The sequence below is a fragment of the Maritimibacter alexandrii genome (assembly GCF_005871115.1).
Lineage (GTDB): Bacteria > Pseudomonadota > Alphaproteobacteria > Rhodobacterales > Rhodobacteraceae > Maritimibacter > Maritimibacter alkaliphilus.
On sequence record NZ_SWKQ01000016.1, the window covers coordinates 99,885 to 114,540 of the forward strand.

16 protein-coding genes are annotated in these 14,656 nt (G+C 64.0%); 3 read left to right on the top strand and 13 right to left on the bottom strand.

All coding sequences use genetic code 11. The features are described 5' to 3' along the window. Window positions 1–17: 17 nt before the first annotated feature. From FCT00_RS20145 to FCT00_RS20175, 7 genes are all read right to left on the bottom strand, one after another. Window positions 18–1,145 (bottom strand): Gfo/Idh/MocA family protein, encoded by a 1,128-nt coding sequence (locus FCT00_RS20145; protein WP_212748031.1) that lies wholly within the window; start codon window positions 1,143–1,145, stop codon window positions 18–20. A 75-nt stretch (window positions 1,146–1,220) separates the two neighbouring features. After that, window positions 1,221–2,246, bottom strand: a complete 1,026-nt coding sequence (locus FCT00_RS20150; protein ID WP_138424432.1) for a Gfo/Idh/MocA family oxidoreductase — start codon at window positions 2,244–2,246, stop codon at window positions 1,221–1,223. Between the two features lie 10 nt (window positions 2,247–2,256). Next, window positions 2,257–3,156, bottom strand: coding sequence for a sugar phosphate isomerase/epimerase family protein (locus FCT00_RS20155; RefSeq protein ID WP_138424433.1), 900 nt, complete (start codon window positions 3,154–3,156; stop codon window positions 2,257–2,259). Window positions 3,157–3,228: 72 nt separating this feature from the next. Next, on the bottom strand, window positions 3,229–4,056 hold the full coding sequence (locus FCT00_RS20160; protein ID WP_138424434.1) for an ATP-binding cassette domain-containing protein: 828 nt from the start codon (window positions 4,054–4,056) through the stop codon (window positions 3,229–3,231). A 4-nt stretch (window positions 4,057–4,060) separates the two neighbouring features. Then, window positions 4,061–5,050 carry an ABC transporter permease gene (locus FCT00_RS20165; RefSeq protein WP_138424435.1) on the bottom strand — a complete coding sequence of 330 codons (990 nt, stop codon included), beginning with the start codon at window positions 5,048–5,050 and terminating at the stop codon, window positions 4,061–4,063. 10 nt (window positions 5,051–5,060) lie between these two features. Then, entirely contained in the window at window positions 5,061–6,080 is a 1,020-nt protein-coding gene (locus tag FCT00_RS20170; protein WP_138424436.1) for an ABC transporter permease, read from the bottom strand. 147 nt (window positions 6,081–6,227) lie between these two features. After that, a complete protein-coding gene (locus tag FCT00_RS20175) occupies window positions 6,228–7,202 on the bottom strand; it encodes a substrate-binding domain-containing protein (RefSeq protein WP_138424437.1) in 975 nt (324 codons plus the stop codon). 147 nt (window positions 7,203–7,349) lie between these two features. On the opposite strand from FCT00_RS20175, the gene FCT00_RS20180 reads away from it, so the two are divergent. Next, a complete protein-coding gene (locus FCT00_RS20180; RefSeq protein WP_171043072.1) occupies window positions 7,350–8,402 on the top strand; it encodes a LacI family DNA-binding transcriptional regulator in 1,053 nt (350 codons plus the stop codon). Between the two features lie 86 nt (window positions 8,403–8,488). Here the strand turns inward: FCT00_RS20180 and panD are convergent, their stop codons facing one another. Continuing rightward, entirely contained in the window at window positions 8,489–8,938 is a 450-nt protein-coding gene (panD, locus tag FCT00_RS20185; RefSeq protein ID WP_138424438.1) for an aspartate 1-decarboxylase, read from the bottom strand. Window positions 8,939–9,035: 97 nt separating this feature from the next. On the opposite strand from panD, the gene panB reads away from it, so the two are divergent. Then, window positions 9,036–9,863 carry a 3-methyl-2-oxobutanoate hydroxymethyltransferase gene (panB, locus tag FCT00_RS20190; RefSeq protein ID WP_138424439.1) on the top strand — a complete coding sequence of 276 codons (828 nt, stop codon included), beginning with the start codon at window positions 9,036–9,038 and terminating at the stop codon, window positions 9,861–9,863. Then, window positions 9,860–10,708: a pantoate--beta-alanine ligase gene (gene panC, locus FCT00_RS20195; RefSeq protein ID WP_138424440.1), complete on the top strand. Its 849-nt coding sequence runs from the start codon at window positions 9,860–9,862 to the stop codon at window positions 10,706–10,708. Before panB ends, panC begins: the two co-directional genes overlap by 4 nt. Before the next feature lie 19 nt (window positions 10,709–10,727). On the opposite strand, the gene pip is transcribed toward panC, so the two are convergent. From pip to pqqB, 5 genes are all read right to left on the bottom strand, one after another. Continuing rightward, window positions 10,728–11,672, bottom strand: a complete 945-nt coding sequence (gene pip / locus FCT00_RS20200; protein WP_138424441.1) for a prolyl aminopeptidase — start codon at window positions 11,670–11,672, stop codon at window positions 10,728–10,730. 8 nt (window positions 11,673–11,680) lie between these two features. After that, window positions 11,681–12,835 (bottom strand): pyrroloquinoline quinone biosynthesis protein PqqE, encoded by a 1,155-nt coding sequence (gene pqqE, locus FCT00_RS20205; protein ID WP_407943665.1) that lies wholly within the window; start codon window positions 12,833–12,835, stop codon window positions 11,681–11,683. Beyond that, window positions 12,832–13,155: a pyrroloquinoline quinone biosynthesis peptide chaperone PqqD gene (pqqD, locus tag FCT00_RS20210; protein WP_008335768.1), complete on the bottom strand. Its 324-nt coding sequence runs from the start codon at window positions 13,153–13,155 to the stop codon at window positions 12,832–12,834. Before pqqD ends, pqqE begins: the two co-directional genes overlap by 4 nt. After that, complete coding sequence (pqqC, locus tag FCT00_RS20215) at window positions 13,152–13,922, bottom strand: pyrroloquinoline-quinone synthase PqqC (RefSeq protein WP_138424442.1); 771 nt, start codon at window positions 13,920–13,922, stop codon at window positions 13,152–13,154. Before pqqC ends, pqqD begins: the two co-directional genes overlap by 4 nt. After that, window positions 13,919–14,656 (bottom strand): pyrroloquinoline quinone biosynthesis protein PqqB (gene pqqB / locus FCT00_RS20220; protein WP_138424443.1); only part of this gene is annotated, 738 nt, incomplete at its 5' end. The genes pqqC and pqqB, both read right to left, overlap by 4 nt.

The window sequence follows — 14,656 nt, forward strand, 5'->3', positions numbered from 1 at the left end:
TTCCTTAAGAGAGACGGTTATTCAAAGGTGACCCAGGCAGCGCCCTGGTCCGCGGATTTCACGCAGTTCTCAAGCCAGCGCACGCCTTCGAGTCCTGCGTTGATGTCGGGGTAGTGGTGGCTGGCGAGGAAGGCGTCGTCGCCGCGCATCTTCGCGTCGATGGCCTGCGCGATCCAAAGATAGATGTTGGACCAGCTGTCGCCCAAGCCTTCGGTGTGCAGCGCCCCCATCCGGTCGGCGGCGAGGCTTTCGTCCTCGAGGTAGGGCATCCCGTGATGCATGATCCGCTCCGGCTCGCCTTGCACTTGATAGATCAGTTGATCGGGGTGGCTGTCTGACCACGCGACCGACGCCTTGGACCCGACAAAGCGGTAACGCTGCGACCCCATGTTGCCGGCATCCACCGACGACACCCAAAGCCGCCCGCGCGCGCCGTTATCGTAGTGCATCAGGACCGTCGCATGATCTTCGAGAGGGGCGCGCGACGGGATGAAAGCGGTGCGGTCGCACAGGAGCTTTTCGACCCGAATGTCGCCCAGCACGATCTCGGAGAGGTAATACAGGTGCGTGCCGATATCGCCCAGAACGAAGGTCGGACCCGACCGTTTGGGATCGGTGCGCCACTGAACCGCCTCGGGCGCGCCCACATCGTCGCCCGCGTTGAAGCCGTGGGTATAGGCCATGTCGACAATGCGAATGTCGCCGAGCATCCCCTTCTTCACCATCGCCGCCATCTGATGCACCAGCGGGTGTCCGGTGAAGCCGTACGTGACGCCGACGATCAGGCCCTTCTCTTCGGCCAGCGCCTTGATCTCTTCGCTTTCCTTCACGGTGAAGAACAGCGGCTTTTCGCAGATCACATGGATCCCCGCCTCGAGCAGCGCCTTCGTGATCTCGTAATGGGTGAAGTTGGGCGTCGCCACCGACACCACGTCCACGCCATCCTCGCGCCCGGTCTCGGCGGCGATCAATTCCTGATAGGTGGCGTAGCACCGATCCGCCGCCACGCCCAGTTTGGTGCCGAAATCCCGACCGCGCTCGGCGTCGAGGTCGAAGGCCCCCGCGACCAGCTGATAGGTGCCGTCGCGCAGCGCGCCGGTGCGGTGCTTGTAGCCCACCTGCCCGGTCCGGCCGCCGCCGACCATGCCCCAACGCAGGGGCCGCGCAATGCTTCTTTCGCCGTTTATCATCTGACTGTCTTTCTTGAGAGGGTGAGCGTGTCAGGCCGCGGCGTGTTTGGCCGCCGCGCCGTAAAGCTCGGGTTTTTCAATCATGCTGACGGGCTCGTAACCGCCGCTGTCGACCGCCCGCAGGGCCGCGTCGGCCACAAGGGTCGCCGCATATCCGTCCCACGCCGATGGCCCGGTGGCGGTGCCCTGCCCCGCCGCGACGATCCATTCGCGGAACTCCTGGTCATAGGCTTCGATGAAGCGTTCGCGCCAATCTTCGGGGATCGCCTGACGGATGCCGTGCTGATCGGTGATGACGGTCGCGGGACGGTTCGGCAGGGCCGCGATACCCTGCTCGCACGAGACTTCGCCCCGGATGTCATAGCCGTATGCGATGTTGACCGAAATCTCGACATCGACGATCGCGCCGTCTTCCATGTGCAAAAGCACCATCGTCGGATCGCGCAGATCCTTGCCGCGTGTGGACCGGCGCGGCAGGCGCACTTCAACGCCCTTCACCTCGTCCGACAGAAGCCACCGGGAAATGTCGGCGTCATGCACCAGCGTATCGTTAAGCGGCATGTCCGAGGTATAAAGACCCTCCGGAACGCTCGCGTTGCGATGCACGGATTTGTACATGAGCGGCGCGCCCAGCGTGCCACCGTCGATCACCGCTTTCAGACGCCGATAATCGGCATCGAAGCGGCGCATGAACCCGACCTGCACCAGCCGCCGGCCAAAGGCCACTTCCGCCTCGATCACTTTCAGCGCGGCGGTTTCAGACGTCACCATCGGCTTTTCGCAAAAGACCGGCTTTCCGGCTGCGATGCAGTCCAGAAGCTGCTCTTCATGCGCCGGACCCCAAGAACAGATCACAACGGCGTCCACCTGATCCGACGTAATCAGGGCCTTCGGCGTGTCGAACACCTGCGCCCCCTCGGGTGCCGCCTGCCGCGCGCGGTCGAGGTCGATGTCGGTCACCGCGACGACGGCGGCACCCGAAAGCACCCGGGTCAGTCGCCGGATATGGTCCTGACCGATCATTCCGGTCCCGATGACGCCGATGTTGAGAGCCATGATCCCCTCCTCAGCCGAAGTATTTGTCGATGTAGCGCTGCATCTCGGCGCGCATGAACGTGCCGCTCTCGTCGGCCTTTTCTTCCCAGGCGAAAACGCAGGCGGTCATGATCCCGTCGAACCCGATTTCGGCCAGCGTGCGGTAGAAATCGTCCCACGGCACTTCGCCCTGCCCGATGTTCAGGTGCTGGTGCACGCGCGCGGTCGAACCCGGCGGGTTGATGATGTAGCGCAGGCCGGAGCTGGCCTTGTGGTTGAACGTGTCCGCGATGTGGACATGCGCCAGTACATCCGCACATTCGCGCAGCATCGCGACGGTATCGTCACCGAAATAGAAGGTGTGCGGCGTGCAGTAGAGGAACTTGACCCGGTCGCTGTTCACGGTGCGGATCAGGTCGACCGACGGCTGAAGCGTCTCGACCCAGTCCTCGGGGTGCGGCTCGATGTGCAGGTTGATGCCCTCACGCTCGAAGATCGGGACCAGCTCGTCCATCGACCGCCACCACGCATCCTCGCAGGCTTCGATCATCGACCCGGTGTGACAGCAGTAACAGGTGCCCTTGTCCGGGTGCGGGCCGCGACCGAACTCGGAATTCATCGTGTCCACTTCCATCTCGACCGCGATCTCGATGGCGCGTTTCCAATGCTTCACGGCCGCCTTACGCTCGTCCTCGTCATTCGAGGCCCAGCGATACATCGGCAGCAGCGTGGCGATGCCCACGTCGGCATCCTTCAGCGCCTTCTTGAAGCTCTTGATGCGATCGGGAAAGACGCGCGGGGCCTTGAACCACTCAAGGAAATCGCCGCGCGGCGACAGTTCGATCCAGTCGTAGCCAAGCTCTTTGACCTTCGACGGCATCTCTTCAAGCGAGAGGTGGCGGTGCATAAACGGGTCGAGGGCGATTTTCATATCCGGTCCTCCGGTCTGTGGTGTCGGGCGCCCGCACCGGCCGAAACCAGCGCGGGCAGGGAGGTGTGCTTGTCAGGTGGGCTGAACCTGCGGCGCGTGGCCGTCATGGGACTCCATGTAGCCTTCGATCGAGGCTTCGAGATCGGCCATCGTCTCGCCACCGGCCATAAGGTCGGTGATCTCCTCGCGGCTTTTCTCGCCCTTGCGGAAATCGGCGGCGATGGCGCCGCGGATCAGCACCGCGAAATGGTCGCCCACGGTCATGGCGTGCATGACCTGATGCGTGATGAAGATCACCGCGAGCCCGCGCTTCTTGGCCTCGTTCACGATCCTCAGAACGTGGGCGGCCTGTTTCACGCCGAGCGCGGCGGTCGGCTCGTCAAGGATCAGGACGCGCGCGCCGAAATAGACCGCGCGGGCAATGGCAAGCGACTGGCGCTCACCGCCCGACAGCCCGCCGACCAGACGGTCGCCGTCGTCGATGCGCGTGATGCCCATCTTCTGCACCTCTTCCACCGCGATTCGGTTGGCGGTCGCGCGGTCGAACACCTTGAACGGACCCCAGCCCTTTGTCGGCTCGACACCCATGAAGAAATTGCGCCCCACAGACATCAGCGGATAGGTCCCGCCGAACTGGTGCACGGTGGCGATGCCCCGGTCCTGCGCGTCACGCGGACCCGAGAAGCTGACCGGCGCGCCATCGACGTGGATCTCGCCGCGCGTCGGGGCGTGAACGCCCGCCAGCGTCTTGATAAGCGTCGACTTCCCCGCGCCGTTATCGCCCAAGAGGCAAAGCACTTCGCCTTCGCGGACCTTCAGTGAGATTTCGTGGAGCACGTCGATCGGCCCGAAGCTCTTGTCGACGTTTTTCAGTTCGAGAACCACTTTTGCGTCAGACATTGCTTCAGCCTTTCTTCTTCTTGACGGCGGTCATCGCCTTGGTGCGGAAGGTCTCGTTCATTCCGACCGCGATCAGGAGCATGATGCCGATGATGAGGTTCGACCAATTGCGGTCGATGCTAGTGAAATCGATCCCCTTGTTCACGATGGCGAAGGTGATCGTGCCGATGAACACGCCGGGGATGGAGCCGAAGCCCCCGGTCAGAAGCACGCCTCCGACCACGACGCTCACGATGATGTTGAAAATGTCGTTCATGCCGCCGGACACCTGAGCCGAGTTGAACAGGATCGCGTTGCACATGCCCACGAACGAGGCGGCGGTCGAGGTGCCTACGAACAGCAGGATGGTGATCCGGTCGACCGGAATACCTGCGTTGCGGGCGCTGACCTTGTCGCCGCCGATGGCGAAGATCCAGTTGCCGTATTTCGTCATGTGCATGACGAACCAGACGATTACGGCCAGCGCGATCCACCACAGGATCACAACCTGATGGCTGCCTCCGAACATCAGGTCGCCGAAGATCGTCTTGGCCCAGGCCGGCGCCTCCAGCGGCACCGAGGCGCCGCCGGTCAGCAGTTTCGATCCGGCCAGCACGATCCCTTGCATCGCGACCAGCGTGCCGAGCGTGACGATCAGCGATGGCACCGTGGTCCGCGTCACGACGAAGCCGTTGAACAGGCCCACGACGATCCCGATGGCCAGGGCGCCGAACACGCCGACGATCATCGGCAGGCCGTAGTATCCGGTGATGATCGCGGTCGTCATGGCCCCGGCCGGGATCATCGCGCCGATCGAAATGTCGATCTCGCCCGAGATCATCAGAAGCCCTGCAAAAAGCGCGACGATCCCGATGCGCGCGGCGTAGTTGACCCAGCTTGCCGCACCCAGCAGCTTGCCCAGATCAACGCCACCGAGGATCACATAGACCAGCAGCACGCCGATCAGGCTGAGGATGGATGCCGCCGAGGGCCTGCGAAGCATTCCTGCGAACATATCTATGCCCTCACTTCTTCTTGCTTGCGTAGGTCGTTGCGAGGGTGCGGAACGTGTCGTTGGACAGAACCGCAGCGAGCAGCAGCGCGCCGATGATGATCGAGCCGACATTGGGGTCGAGCGAGGCGAAGAAGATGCCTTGGTTGACCACCGCGAAGGTCATCGTTCCAAGCACGATCCCGATGATCGACCCGGCCCCGCCGGTCAGCAGCACGCCCCCGATGACCACGCACATGATCGAGTTGAAGATGAAGGGCTGCCCGCCCGCGACCTGCGCGCTCTGATAGGTCATCAGCTGGGCGATCCCGACGAAGGCCGCGCCGAACGCCGACAGCATGAACAGCGCGATCTTGAGCTTGGCCGTGGGAACGCCCGCGTTACGCGCGCTCTCGGCATCGCCGCCAAGCGCGAAGACCCAGTTGCCGATGGGCGAGATGTGGAGAAAGAAGAAATACACCGCCACGAAGCCGAGCCACCAGAAGATCGACACGTTGAACATGCCGCCGATGAAGGTGCCGAGCAGGGCCTTGGTCGCCGGGTCCGGCACGTAGCTGAGGCTGGTCGATCCGGTAATCAGCACCGCGAAACCAAGGGTCAGCCCCATCACCGCGAACATCATGCCGATGGTCACGATCAAGGACGGAATGGCCGTGCGGGTGACGAGAAGCCCGTTCACCAGTCCGACCACAAGGCCAAGACCCAGCCCGCCAAGGATACCGACAAGGGCCGGAAGCTCGAACGTGCCGCACAAAAGCGCGGTCGTCACGGACGCGGCGGGCACCACGGCACCGACCGAAAGATCGAACTCGCCCGCGATCATCAACAGACCGATCGGCAGGGCGATGATGCCGACTTCGGCGGCGATGTTCAGCCAGCTCGACCAGCCGGGCGCGCCGACGAAGACAGCCCCACCGAGGAACGCGAAGAAGAGGTAGACGATTACGAAGCCGAGGAAAGACCCCGTCTCTGGTCGCCGGATGAGACTGCCGAGCGAAAAGCGTTTCGCGCCGGCTTCCGATTGCATCGACATCTGTGCGCTTCCTGTTGCGGTTTGGTGGTCGGTCTCATCTCCGTCAGAACGGATGCCGGCCATCTTGAAGGGGGCCGCCTGCGCGTGCGGCCTACGGCCACCCTCGGATTATCGGGCACCGCACCGCGCGGTGCCCGGCGTTTCCGATCAGCGAGCGCCGGCCTTCACGCCTTCGATCACCTGCTCGACGTTGTTCGCGTCGATCACGCCCGGTCCGGTCAGGATCTCGCGGGTCGGGATCGTCACGCCGTAGTTGACGAAGTTGTTCAGGATCGACACGGCGAAGAAGCCCTGCTGATAGCCCTGCTGGTCGATGGCGCAAGCCTGCGTGCCAGCCTGGATGTTGGCAAGGATCGTGTCGTTGAAGTTCATGCCGCAGACGTGGACCTGACCGGTCTTGCCTGCCTGCTGGATGCCCGAGACGGTCGCGTTGGTGTCGCCGTCACCGATGGCGAACATCGCGTCGATATCGGGGTTCTTCAGAAGATGCGCGCGCACGGCCTGGGCAACTGCGGTCGCGTCACCGAAAGCGGTCGCGGGCAGTTGCAGCGTCGAACCGGTTCCGCCGTTTTCCTTCAGGCCATCGTTGAAGCCGTTGCAGAAGGCTTCGATGTTCGCCGCACCCGGAAGGGTGTTCACGCAGGCGCCGTTGGTGTGCCCGGCGTTCGCAAGGTACTCGCCACCCGCATAGCCCGACTTGTAATCGACCGCGCCGACATAGTTCATCGCGCCCAGCTTGTCGGCGGCTTCAAGACCACCGGCGTTGTAGATCACCAGCGGGATACCCGCCGCGACGACGGCTTCGAAGGCCGGGTCCATCGCTTCCGGCACCCAGTCCGGGCCGACGATGGCGTCCGCGCCTTGGTCGATCGCCTGACGGATCAGCTCCGCGGCGTCCGGGCCGAGGTTGTCGTAGTTCTGGGGACCGAGCCAGGTCACCGACCCGCCCTGCATTTCAGCGACCGCGCCTGCATCTTCGGCGCCCTTCTTGACGCGCGACCAGAACGGATCGTCCGGCTTGCCACCGATAACGAAGATGTCGGCAGCCATGGCGGAGCCAGCGGTCAGGGCGATTGCGGCAGAGGCCAACAGGCCACGCGCGATGCGCGAATTCATTTTCATATGGATGTCCTCCCATTTCCTACCCGGTCACTCCCCTCCTCTGGGGCCCCGGATGGCCGTTTGGTAAACGATGAAATGGATTCTTGAAATCCTTCTTGATACTTTTTGAAACGAAAGTATCATTTCATATCATATCAAAATGAACCAATGGCGGGTCAAACGGTGAAACAGCGCGTAACGATCGCAGAGCTTGCACAGGAAGCCGGGGTCAGCATTTCGACCGTCAACAGGATCCTCGCAGGCGCGGACAACGTGCGTGCGGCGACGATCGAACATGTGCAGCAGGTGGCCGAAAGCATCGGCTTTTACGGCACCGGCGTTCTGAGCGCGCGAAAGGAAAACGCGCTTCCGCATTTCCGCTTCGGCTTCCTGCTGCAACAATCGACCCGCGACCTCTATCGCCTGTTCGGTGAAAAGATCCGCGAGGCCGCCGCGACCCGCCGGGATGTGCGTGTCGACTGCCTTGTGGATTTCGTCGACCGTCTGGAACCCGCGAATATCGAGGGCCGCCTGCGCGCGCTTGGCAAGGAATGCGATGCGGTGGCGCTGATCGCGGCGGACCATCCGTTGCTCGGTCAGGCGATTCGCGAACTTCGCGACGATGGCACCAGTGTGGTCACATACATCACGGACCAGTCGGCCCCCGAACGCGCGGGCTTCGTCGGCACCGACAACTGGAAACTGGGCCGGACCGCCGCGTTCTTCATTTCGCAGATGACCCAGGGCCAGGGGCGCGTGGCCGTGTTCATCGGCAACCACCGCTATCAATGTCAGGACGTCGCGGATGCCGCCTTCCGCTCATACATCCGCGAACACGCCCCGGAGCTGGTCGTCAACGAGAGCGAACCCACGCACGAAGACAGCGCACATGCCTACAACATGGTGCGCGATCTGCTCGCCAAACACGACGACCTTCGTGGTATCCTCATCGTGGGCGGCGGCATTTCCGGCGTGCTGCGCGCCTTGCGGGAAGCCCCCGAAGACCGCCGCCGACAGATCAAGCTGGTCTGCCGTGACATCGGCCCGGAAACCCGCAAGGGACTGACCGAAGGGCTGATCACCGCCGCCCTGTGCCACCCGATGACCGAGACCTCCCAGACGCTGATCCAGACCATGATCGACGTCACGACCCGCGACACGCCCGGCCCGACGCTGCAACGGACCATCCCGTTCGAGATCGTCACACCGGAAAACATCTAGGACGGGCAGCTCGCGCAGCCCCCTGCCCTGCCCTTGGCACCCCTGCCAAGTTGCAGGCCGCAAGCCAACCCGAAACCACGCGGGCGTCAGGCAACCCCGGCCTTGTAGGGGATCGCCTGCGGTTCCCCCGCCTTCCGTATCTCGAAGGTGATCCGACCATCTGCGTCGCGCTCGGCCACATAGGTCAGCACCTCGTCGATGTCGTTCTCGGGCGTGAAGGTCAGCACCGTGGGGCGCAGATCGGTCACATCCGCCGCCGGCCTCATCTCGTTCGCGCAGATGATAAGTTGATCGCCGACCTGACAGGTGCGCGCCGCCGCCCCGTTCAGGATGCACTGGCGTGCGCCGCGCGTCCCATAGATCACATAGGTCGAAATCCGCGCGCCGCTTTGCTTGTTCCAGATGTCCACGAACTCCATCGGCAGGATACCCGCCGCCTCGCAATGGTCGGGGTCGAGCGTGATCGAACCGTGGTAGTCCAGATCGGCCTCGGTCACGCGGATGCCATGCAGTTTCGCCGTTACGAAGGTCTTCATCCGAACCGGACCCCTTTTCCTGTGCCGCCGCGTCGACCTTGCCTTCCCACGGCAATGCCCCTACGAAGTTGCCGTTACGTAAACTTGAGGCCGCTCCATGAGTCAACCCAGCCCGCAGAAGTCCCTCACCGCCGCCGACATCCGGGGGCGCAAGGGCCAGACACCGCTGGTCTGCCTGACCGCCTATACCACGCCCGTCGCGCAGCTGGCGGATGCGGAGTGCGACGTCCTGCTCGTGGGCGACAGCGTGGGCATGGTGCTGCATGGCCTGCCCTCGACCCTGCCCGTGACGCTCGACATGATGATCCTGCACGGGCAAGCGGTGGTGCGCGGCGCCGCGCGGTCTCTCGTCGTCATCGACATGCCCTTCGGCAGCTACGAGGAAGGCCCCGATCAGGCGTTTCGCAATGCCGCGCGGCTGATGGCCGAGACCGGCGCGGGGGCCGTGAAGCTCGAAGGCGGGCGTCACATGGCCGACACCATCGCCTTTCTCGTCGCACGCGGCATCCCGGTCATGGCCCATATCGGGCTGACACCGCAGGCCGTGAACGCGATCGGCGGCTACCGCGTGCAGGGGCGCGGCGCCGATGCCGAACGCATTCTGGCCGATGCCCGTGCCGTGGCCGATGCGGGCGCCTTTTCGGTCGTGCTGGAAAAGGTCCCTGCCCGACTGGCGGACGAGATCACCGCCGACCTCGCCATCCCGACCATCGGGATCGGCGCGTCGCCCGGCTGCGACGGTCAGATCCTCGTCATCGACGATATGCTGGGGCTGTTCGACGCCTTCAAACCGAAGTTCGTCAAACGCTACGCCGATCTCGCGACCGACGCCGCACACGCCATCCGGGCCTATGCGGGCGACGTGCGAGACCGCAGCTTCCCCGCCCCCGAACACGTCTTCACCGACGAGGGAGGGCAGTCATGAAGATCGTCCGCCAGAAATCCGATCTGCGCGACCTGACCCACACGTGGCGCCGGGCCGGTGAAACCATCGGCGTTGTTCCGACCATGGGCGCGCTTCACGCCGGTCACCTCAGTCTCGTCGAGGCCGCGAAATCGCGGACCGACCGCGTGATCGTGACCCTGTTCGTGAACCCCCGGCAGTTCAACAATCCCGAAGACCTCGCCAAATATCCGCGCACCGAAGACAGCGATGCGGAAAAGCTCGCGCACTTCGACGTCGACGTTCTTTATGTCCCGGACCCCGACCAGATCTACCCCGACGGCTTCGCCACCACGATTTCCGTATCGGGCGTGACCGAGGGGCTCTGCGGTGCCACCCGCCCCGGCCATTTCGACGGGGTCGCAACGGTCGTCACCAAGCTCCTGCTTCAGACCGATGCAGATCTGGCGTTCTTCGGTGAAAAGGATTTCCAGCAGTTGCAGGTCGTGCGACGGCTCGCGGCCGATCTCGACCTCAAGACCCGGATCGTGGGCTGCCCCACGGTTCGTGAGGACGACGGGCTTGCCATGTCCTCACGCAACCTGCGGCTGGGGCCGGTTGCGCGCGAGAGCGCCCCGATCCTGCACGACATCCTCCAATCCGCCGCCGAAGCCCTGTCACGGGGCGCGCCGACCACGGACGTTCTGGACGAGGCGCGCAGCCGCCTTGTTGCGGCTGGGTTCACGGATGTCGATTACCTCGACCTGTGTAGCGACCCCGACCTCACCCCCATGTCCGCCGCCACCGGGCCCGGTCGCCTCCTCCTCGCCGCATGGCTCGACGGGGTGCGCCTCATCGACAACGTGGCGGTCCAGCCGACGGGTTGAACCGGGACCGCCCGCCCCCTTACAGACGCCCGTTCATCAGTCTCGCCATCTCGGTGATGGCCGCCGTAAGCGCGGATCGAATGTTCTCGTCCTCCATCGAATGCCCTGCGGGCGACACGACCCGAACACTCGAACCCGTCCATCTGGAGGCAAGGGCATACGAGGTCTCGGGCGGGCACAATAGATCGTAACGGCCTTGAATCAGGATACCGGGCAGCCCGTTCAGCCTGTGAACCTGGTCGATGAGCGGCGCGTCCAGGAAACAGTCGTTGCGGAAGTAATGCGCCTCCATGAACGGGGTGCGCGGCAACGGCCTGTCGCCCCGCGCCGACAGGTCTTCCGACAGACAGGGCACGTCCGGCGACAGGACCGACAGAACCCGTTCGGTGTCGTGCCACGCGATCGAGAATGGCCTGTGAACCGCCGGGTCCGCGTCAAGGATGCGATCCCAATAGGCATCCAGAACGCGCGAGCGATCATCTTCGGGCAACAGACCGACGAAGTCGGCATAGAGCTGCGGATAGAACCGCGGAAGGCTGGACAGGAACGCCCGCTCAAGCTCGTGACGCGTGCCGAGGAAGACGGCCCGAAGCACCATCGCGCCGACCCGGTCCGCGTGCGCCGTCGCATAGGCAAGCGCCAGCGTCGCGCCCCACGACCCGCCGACCACCATCCAGCGTTCGATCCCGAACCTCTCTCGGATGCGTTCGATGTCCGCCACAAGATGCGGTGTCGTATTGGCGTGGAACCTGTCGTCGAACCGGCTGAGACCCGCCCCGCGCTGATCGAAGGCGATGACGTGAAAACGGCTCGGGTCGAAGATGCCGAGCTGACTTTCCTGCACCCCCGACCCCGGCCCGCCGTGCAGAAACAGCGCCGGGATACCGCCCGGATTGCCATAGCTGCGAACGTGGATCTCGTGCCCGTCACCGACAGCGAGGTTTTCTCGGGTCAGCTCCTTCATGCCCGACGCTATTCGCCGGGCACGGGGGTCAGGTAATTCCGATACGCGAACGACATATCGTCCGCCGCGGCCTCGGTTTCGGCAACGCGGAAGATCTCTTCATGGAGCGGCGAGAAGGAACAGGCCGGATCGGTCGCCCCGGCATCGCCGGCAAGGGCGAACGCCTGACACCGGCACCCGCCGAAGTCCTCTTCGCGATGCTCGCAGCTTTTGCAGGGTTCGGCCATCCAGTCGGTGCCGCGATACCGGTTGAGCGCCGGCGAGTGATCCCAGATCCACGCCAGCGAGTGATCCCGCACACTGTCGAAGTCCAGCCCGGTGATCGTTTCGGCGGCATGACAGGGCAGCACTTTTCCGGCGGGCGAAATGTTGAAGAACTGACGCCCCCAGCCCCCCATGCAGGTCTTGGGCCGGACCGCGTAATAGTCCGGCACCACGTAGTCGATCATCAGGATACCGCGCAGACGCTCTTCGGCCTCGGCCACGATGCGGTTGCAGGTCTCGATCTGCTCCATCGTGGGCATCAGCGCGGCACGGTTGCGAAGCGCCCAACCGTAATACTGCACGTTGGCGACCTCGATCCGTTGCGCGCCCAGTTCGACGGCCATGTCGATCATCTCGGGCAGTTGATGCAGGTTCTGACGGTGCATCACGGCGTTCACCGTCAACGGAAAGCCCGCCTCGCGCGTCAGACGCGCCGCCTCCAGCTTCTTGGCGTGTCCGTTCCGATACCCCCCTACCCTATCGGCGGTTTCGCTTTCGCTGCCTTGAAAACTGATCTGGACATGGCTCAACCCGGCCTCGGCCAGCGCGGCAAGCCGCTCGCGCGACAGGTTCACGCCGGAGGTGATGAGGTTCGAATAAAGCCCCGCGTCGGTGGCGGCCGCGACCAGTTCGACGATGTCGCGACGCGCCATCGGTTCACCGCCCGAGAAATGCACCTGCAACACGCCCAATTCCGCCAGCTCGTGCAGAACCCGGACCCAGTCTTCGGTCGCAAGCTCGGCCGCCGGACGCTCGAGGTTCAGCGGATTGGAGCAATAGGGGCATTGCAGCGGGCAACGATGCGTGACTTCCAGCAACACCGCGACGGGCAGCCCATGGGTCGTGCCGACGCCGGGCGCCAGTTTGCTGTCTGGTTCGTGAAAGCTGGTATCCATCATGCCCCTGTTTCAACGGATTGAAGGTAACCCTGCGTGGCAAGATCCTGCACCATGACGATCACGTCCGCCTCGATCCGGTCGATGGGCGCGGCATAGATCTCGGCAAGTGCCTCGCAGACCTGATGCACGCTGCGTGTCCCGTCGCACAGTTGCAGGACGCGCACGGCGATGTCGTCGGGGGTCAGGATGCGCTCGGGCGCCAGCAACAGCCACATCTCGCGCAGCTTGTCGAACTTCAACTGCACATGCCGGGGCAGCGCCACGACCGTTTCCGGGCGAACGACCAACGGCTTGCGCTCGGACGCCACCGTCATCGTCATGCCTCGACCTGCGGCCTGAACGCGCCGGGCGGCGGGAAGCCCGACACATAGGCATGGTAAAGCGCGTCCAATTGCACCCACAGAACCTGTGTCTTGAACAACAGGGCATCGCAGACCAGCGCCCGCTCCTCCGGCGTTCTGGCGTTCCGCTTCACGTAGTCGAGCGCAAAGGCCGCATCGCGCGGCGCCTGCGACAGTCGGCGCTTGAAATAGGTCATGATCTCGGGACGGATGAAATCATAGTGCTCCAGCATCCCCGAGATCCGCTGTTCGTGAAGCTGCGGCGCGAACAGTTCGGTCAGCGACGACGCGATCGCCTCCAGCGGGCTCCGGTCCCGCACGAAATGAACATAGGCATCCACCGCGAACCGCGTCGCGGGCAAAATGCCTTGCGTCGATTCCACGTAATCGCGCGAAATGCCCAGCCCGTCCGTAAGCTGCAACCAGCGTTCGATACCGCCCTCGCTCTCCGGCGCGCCGTCGTGGTCTTCGATGCGATGCCGCCACTCCACCCGGATCAGGCGGTCGGTAAACCGCGACACGATGATCGCATCCTTCAGGGGGATCGAGCTTTGGTAGTAATATCGATTGATGGCCCACGCCTGCACCTGACCCTTGTTCAGGCGACCGCCATGCAGCATGTCGTGGAACGGGTGCAGGTTGTGATAGCGGGTTTCCCCGATCAGGCGAAGCCGCTCTTCCATCGCCTCCGCACTGTCGAGCGGCGTGTCGGGGATCTGTGGAAACTCTCTGAAATCGAGGCTCATAGCGTGACCTTCTGGCCCTGTCTGGCAACGATCCAGCCCGCCTCTTCGACGCTGCTGCGTTCGGGCGAATCCGGCAGGTTGGCAGGGTTCGAGTTGTTGACGTGGATGAAGAACCGGCGCTTGACGCCAAGATCGCGAAACGCCTCGACCACCCCGTCCGGGCCGGACATCGACATATGGCCCATGCGCTGACCCGTCTTCTGGCCAAGCCCGGTGACGAGCAGTTCGTCGTCGCGCCAGAGTGTGCCGTCGAAGAACACGACCTCGGCCCCGCGCAGACGATCCGCCAACGACTGATCCAACCCGGCGCAGGCGGTGATGACGAACACCTTCCGCCCATCCGGCCCGGTGATCTCCAGCCCCAGCGTATCGCCCGGAACGTCCCGCTGATGCCCGTGGCTCGTCTTTTCCAGATACCAGGCGGATTTGCCCGGCACCTCGAACGCCTCGACGGTCATCCCGGTCGGTGTCCCGTCTTGCAGCACAAGCTCGAACGGCGTTCCGATGTCGATTGCACGGCGGGGGACGGTCTCGCGGTCCAGCACGTTGAAAATGCTGTTCTGCTCCAGAACGCTCAAGACCCGGTCATGCGCCCAGATCCCGAACGGCGACCCTTCCCGCAACGACAAAAGCCCCACGAGGGCATCGACCTCGCCATTGGCGAGCAGGACACCCGCAATCGGGCTGTCGCGAAGCTTTCCATTGCGCGGATGCAGTTCGGGTATGTCATTGAT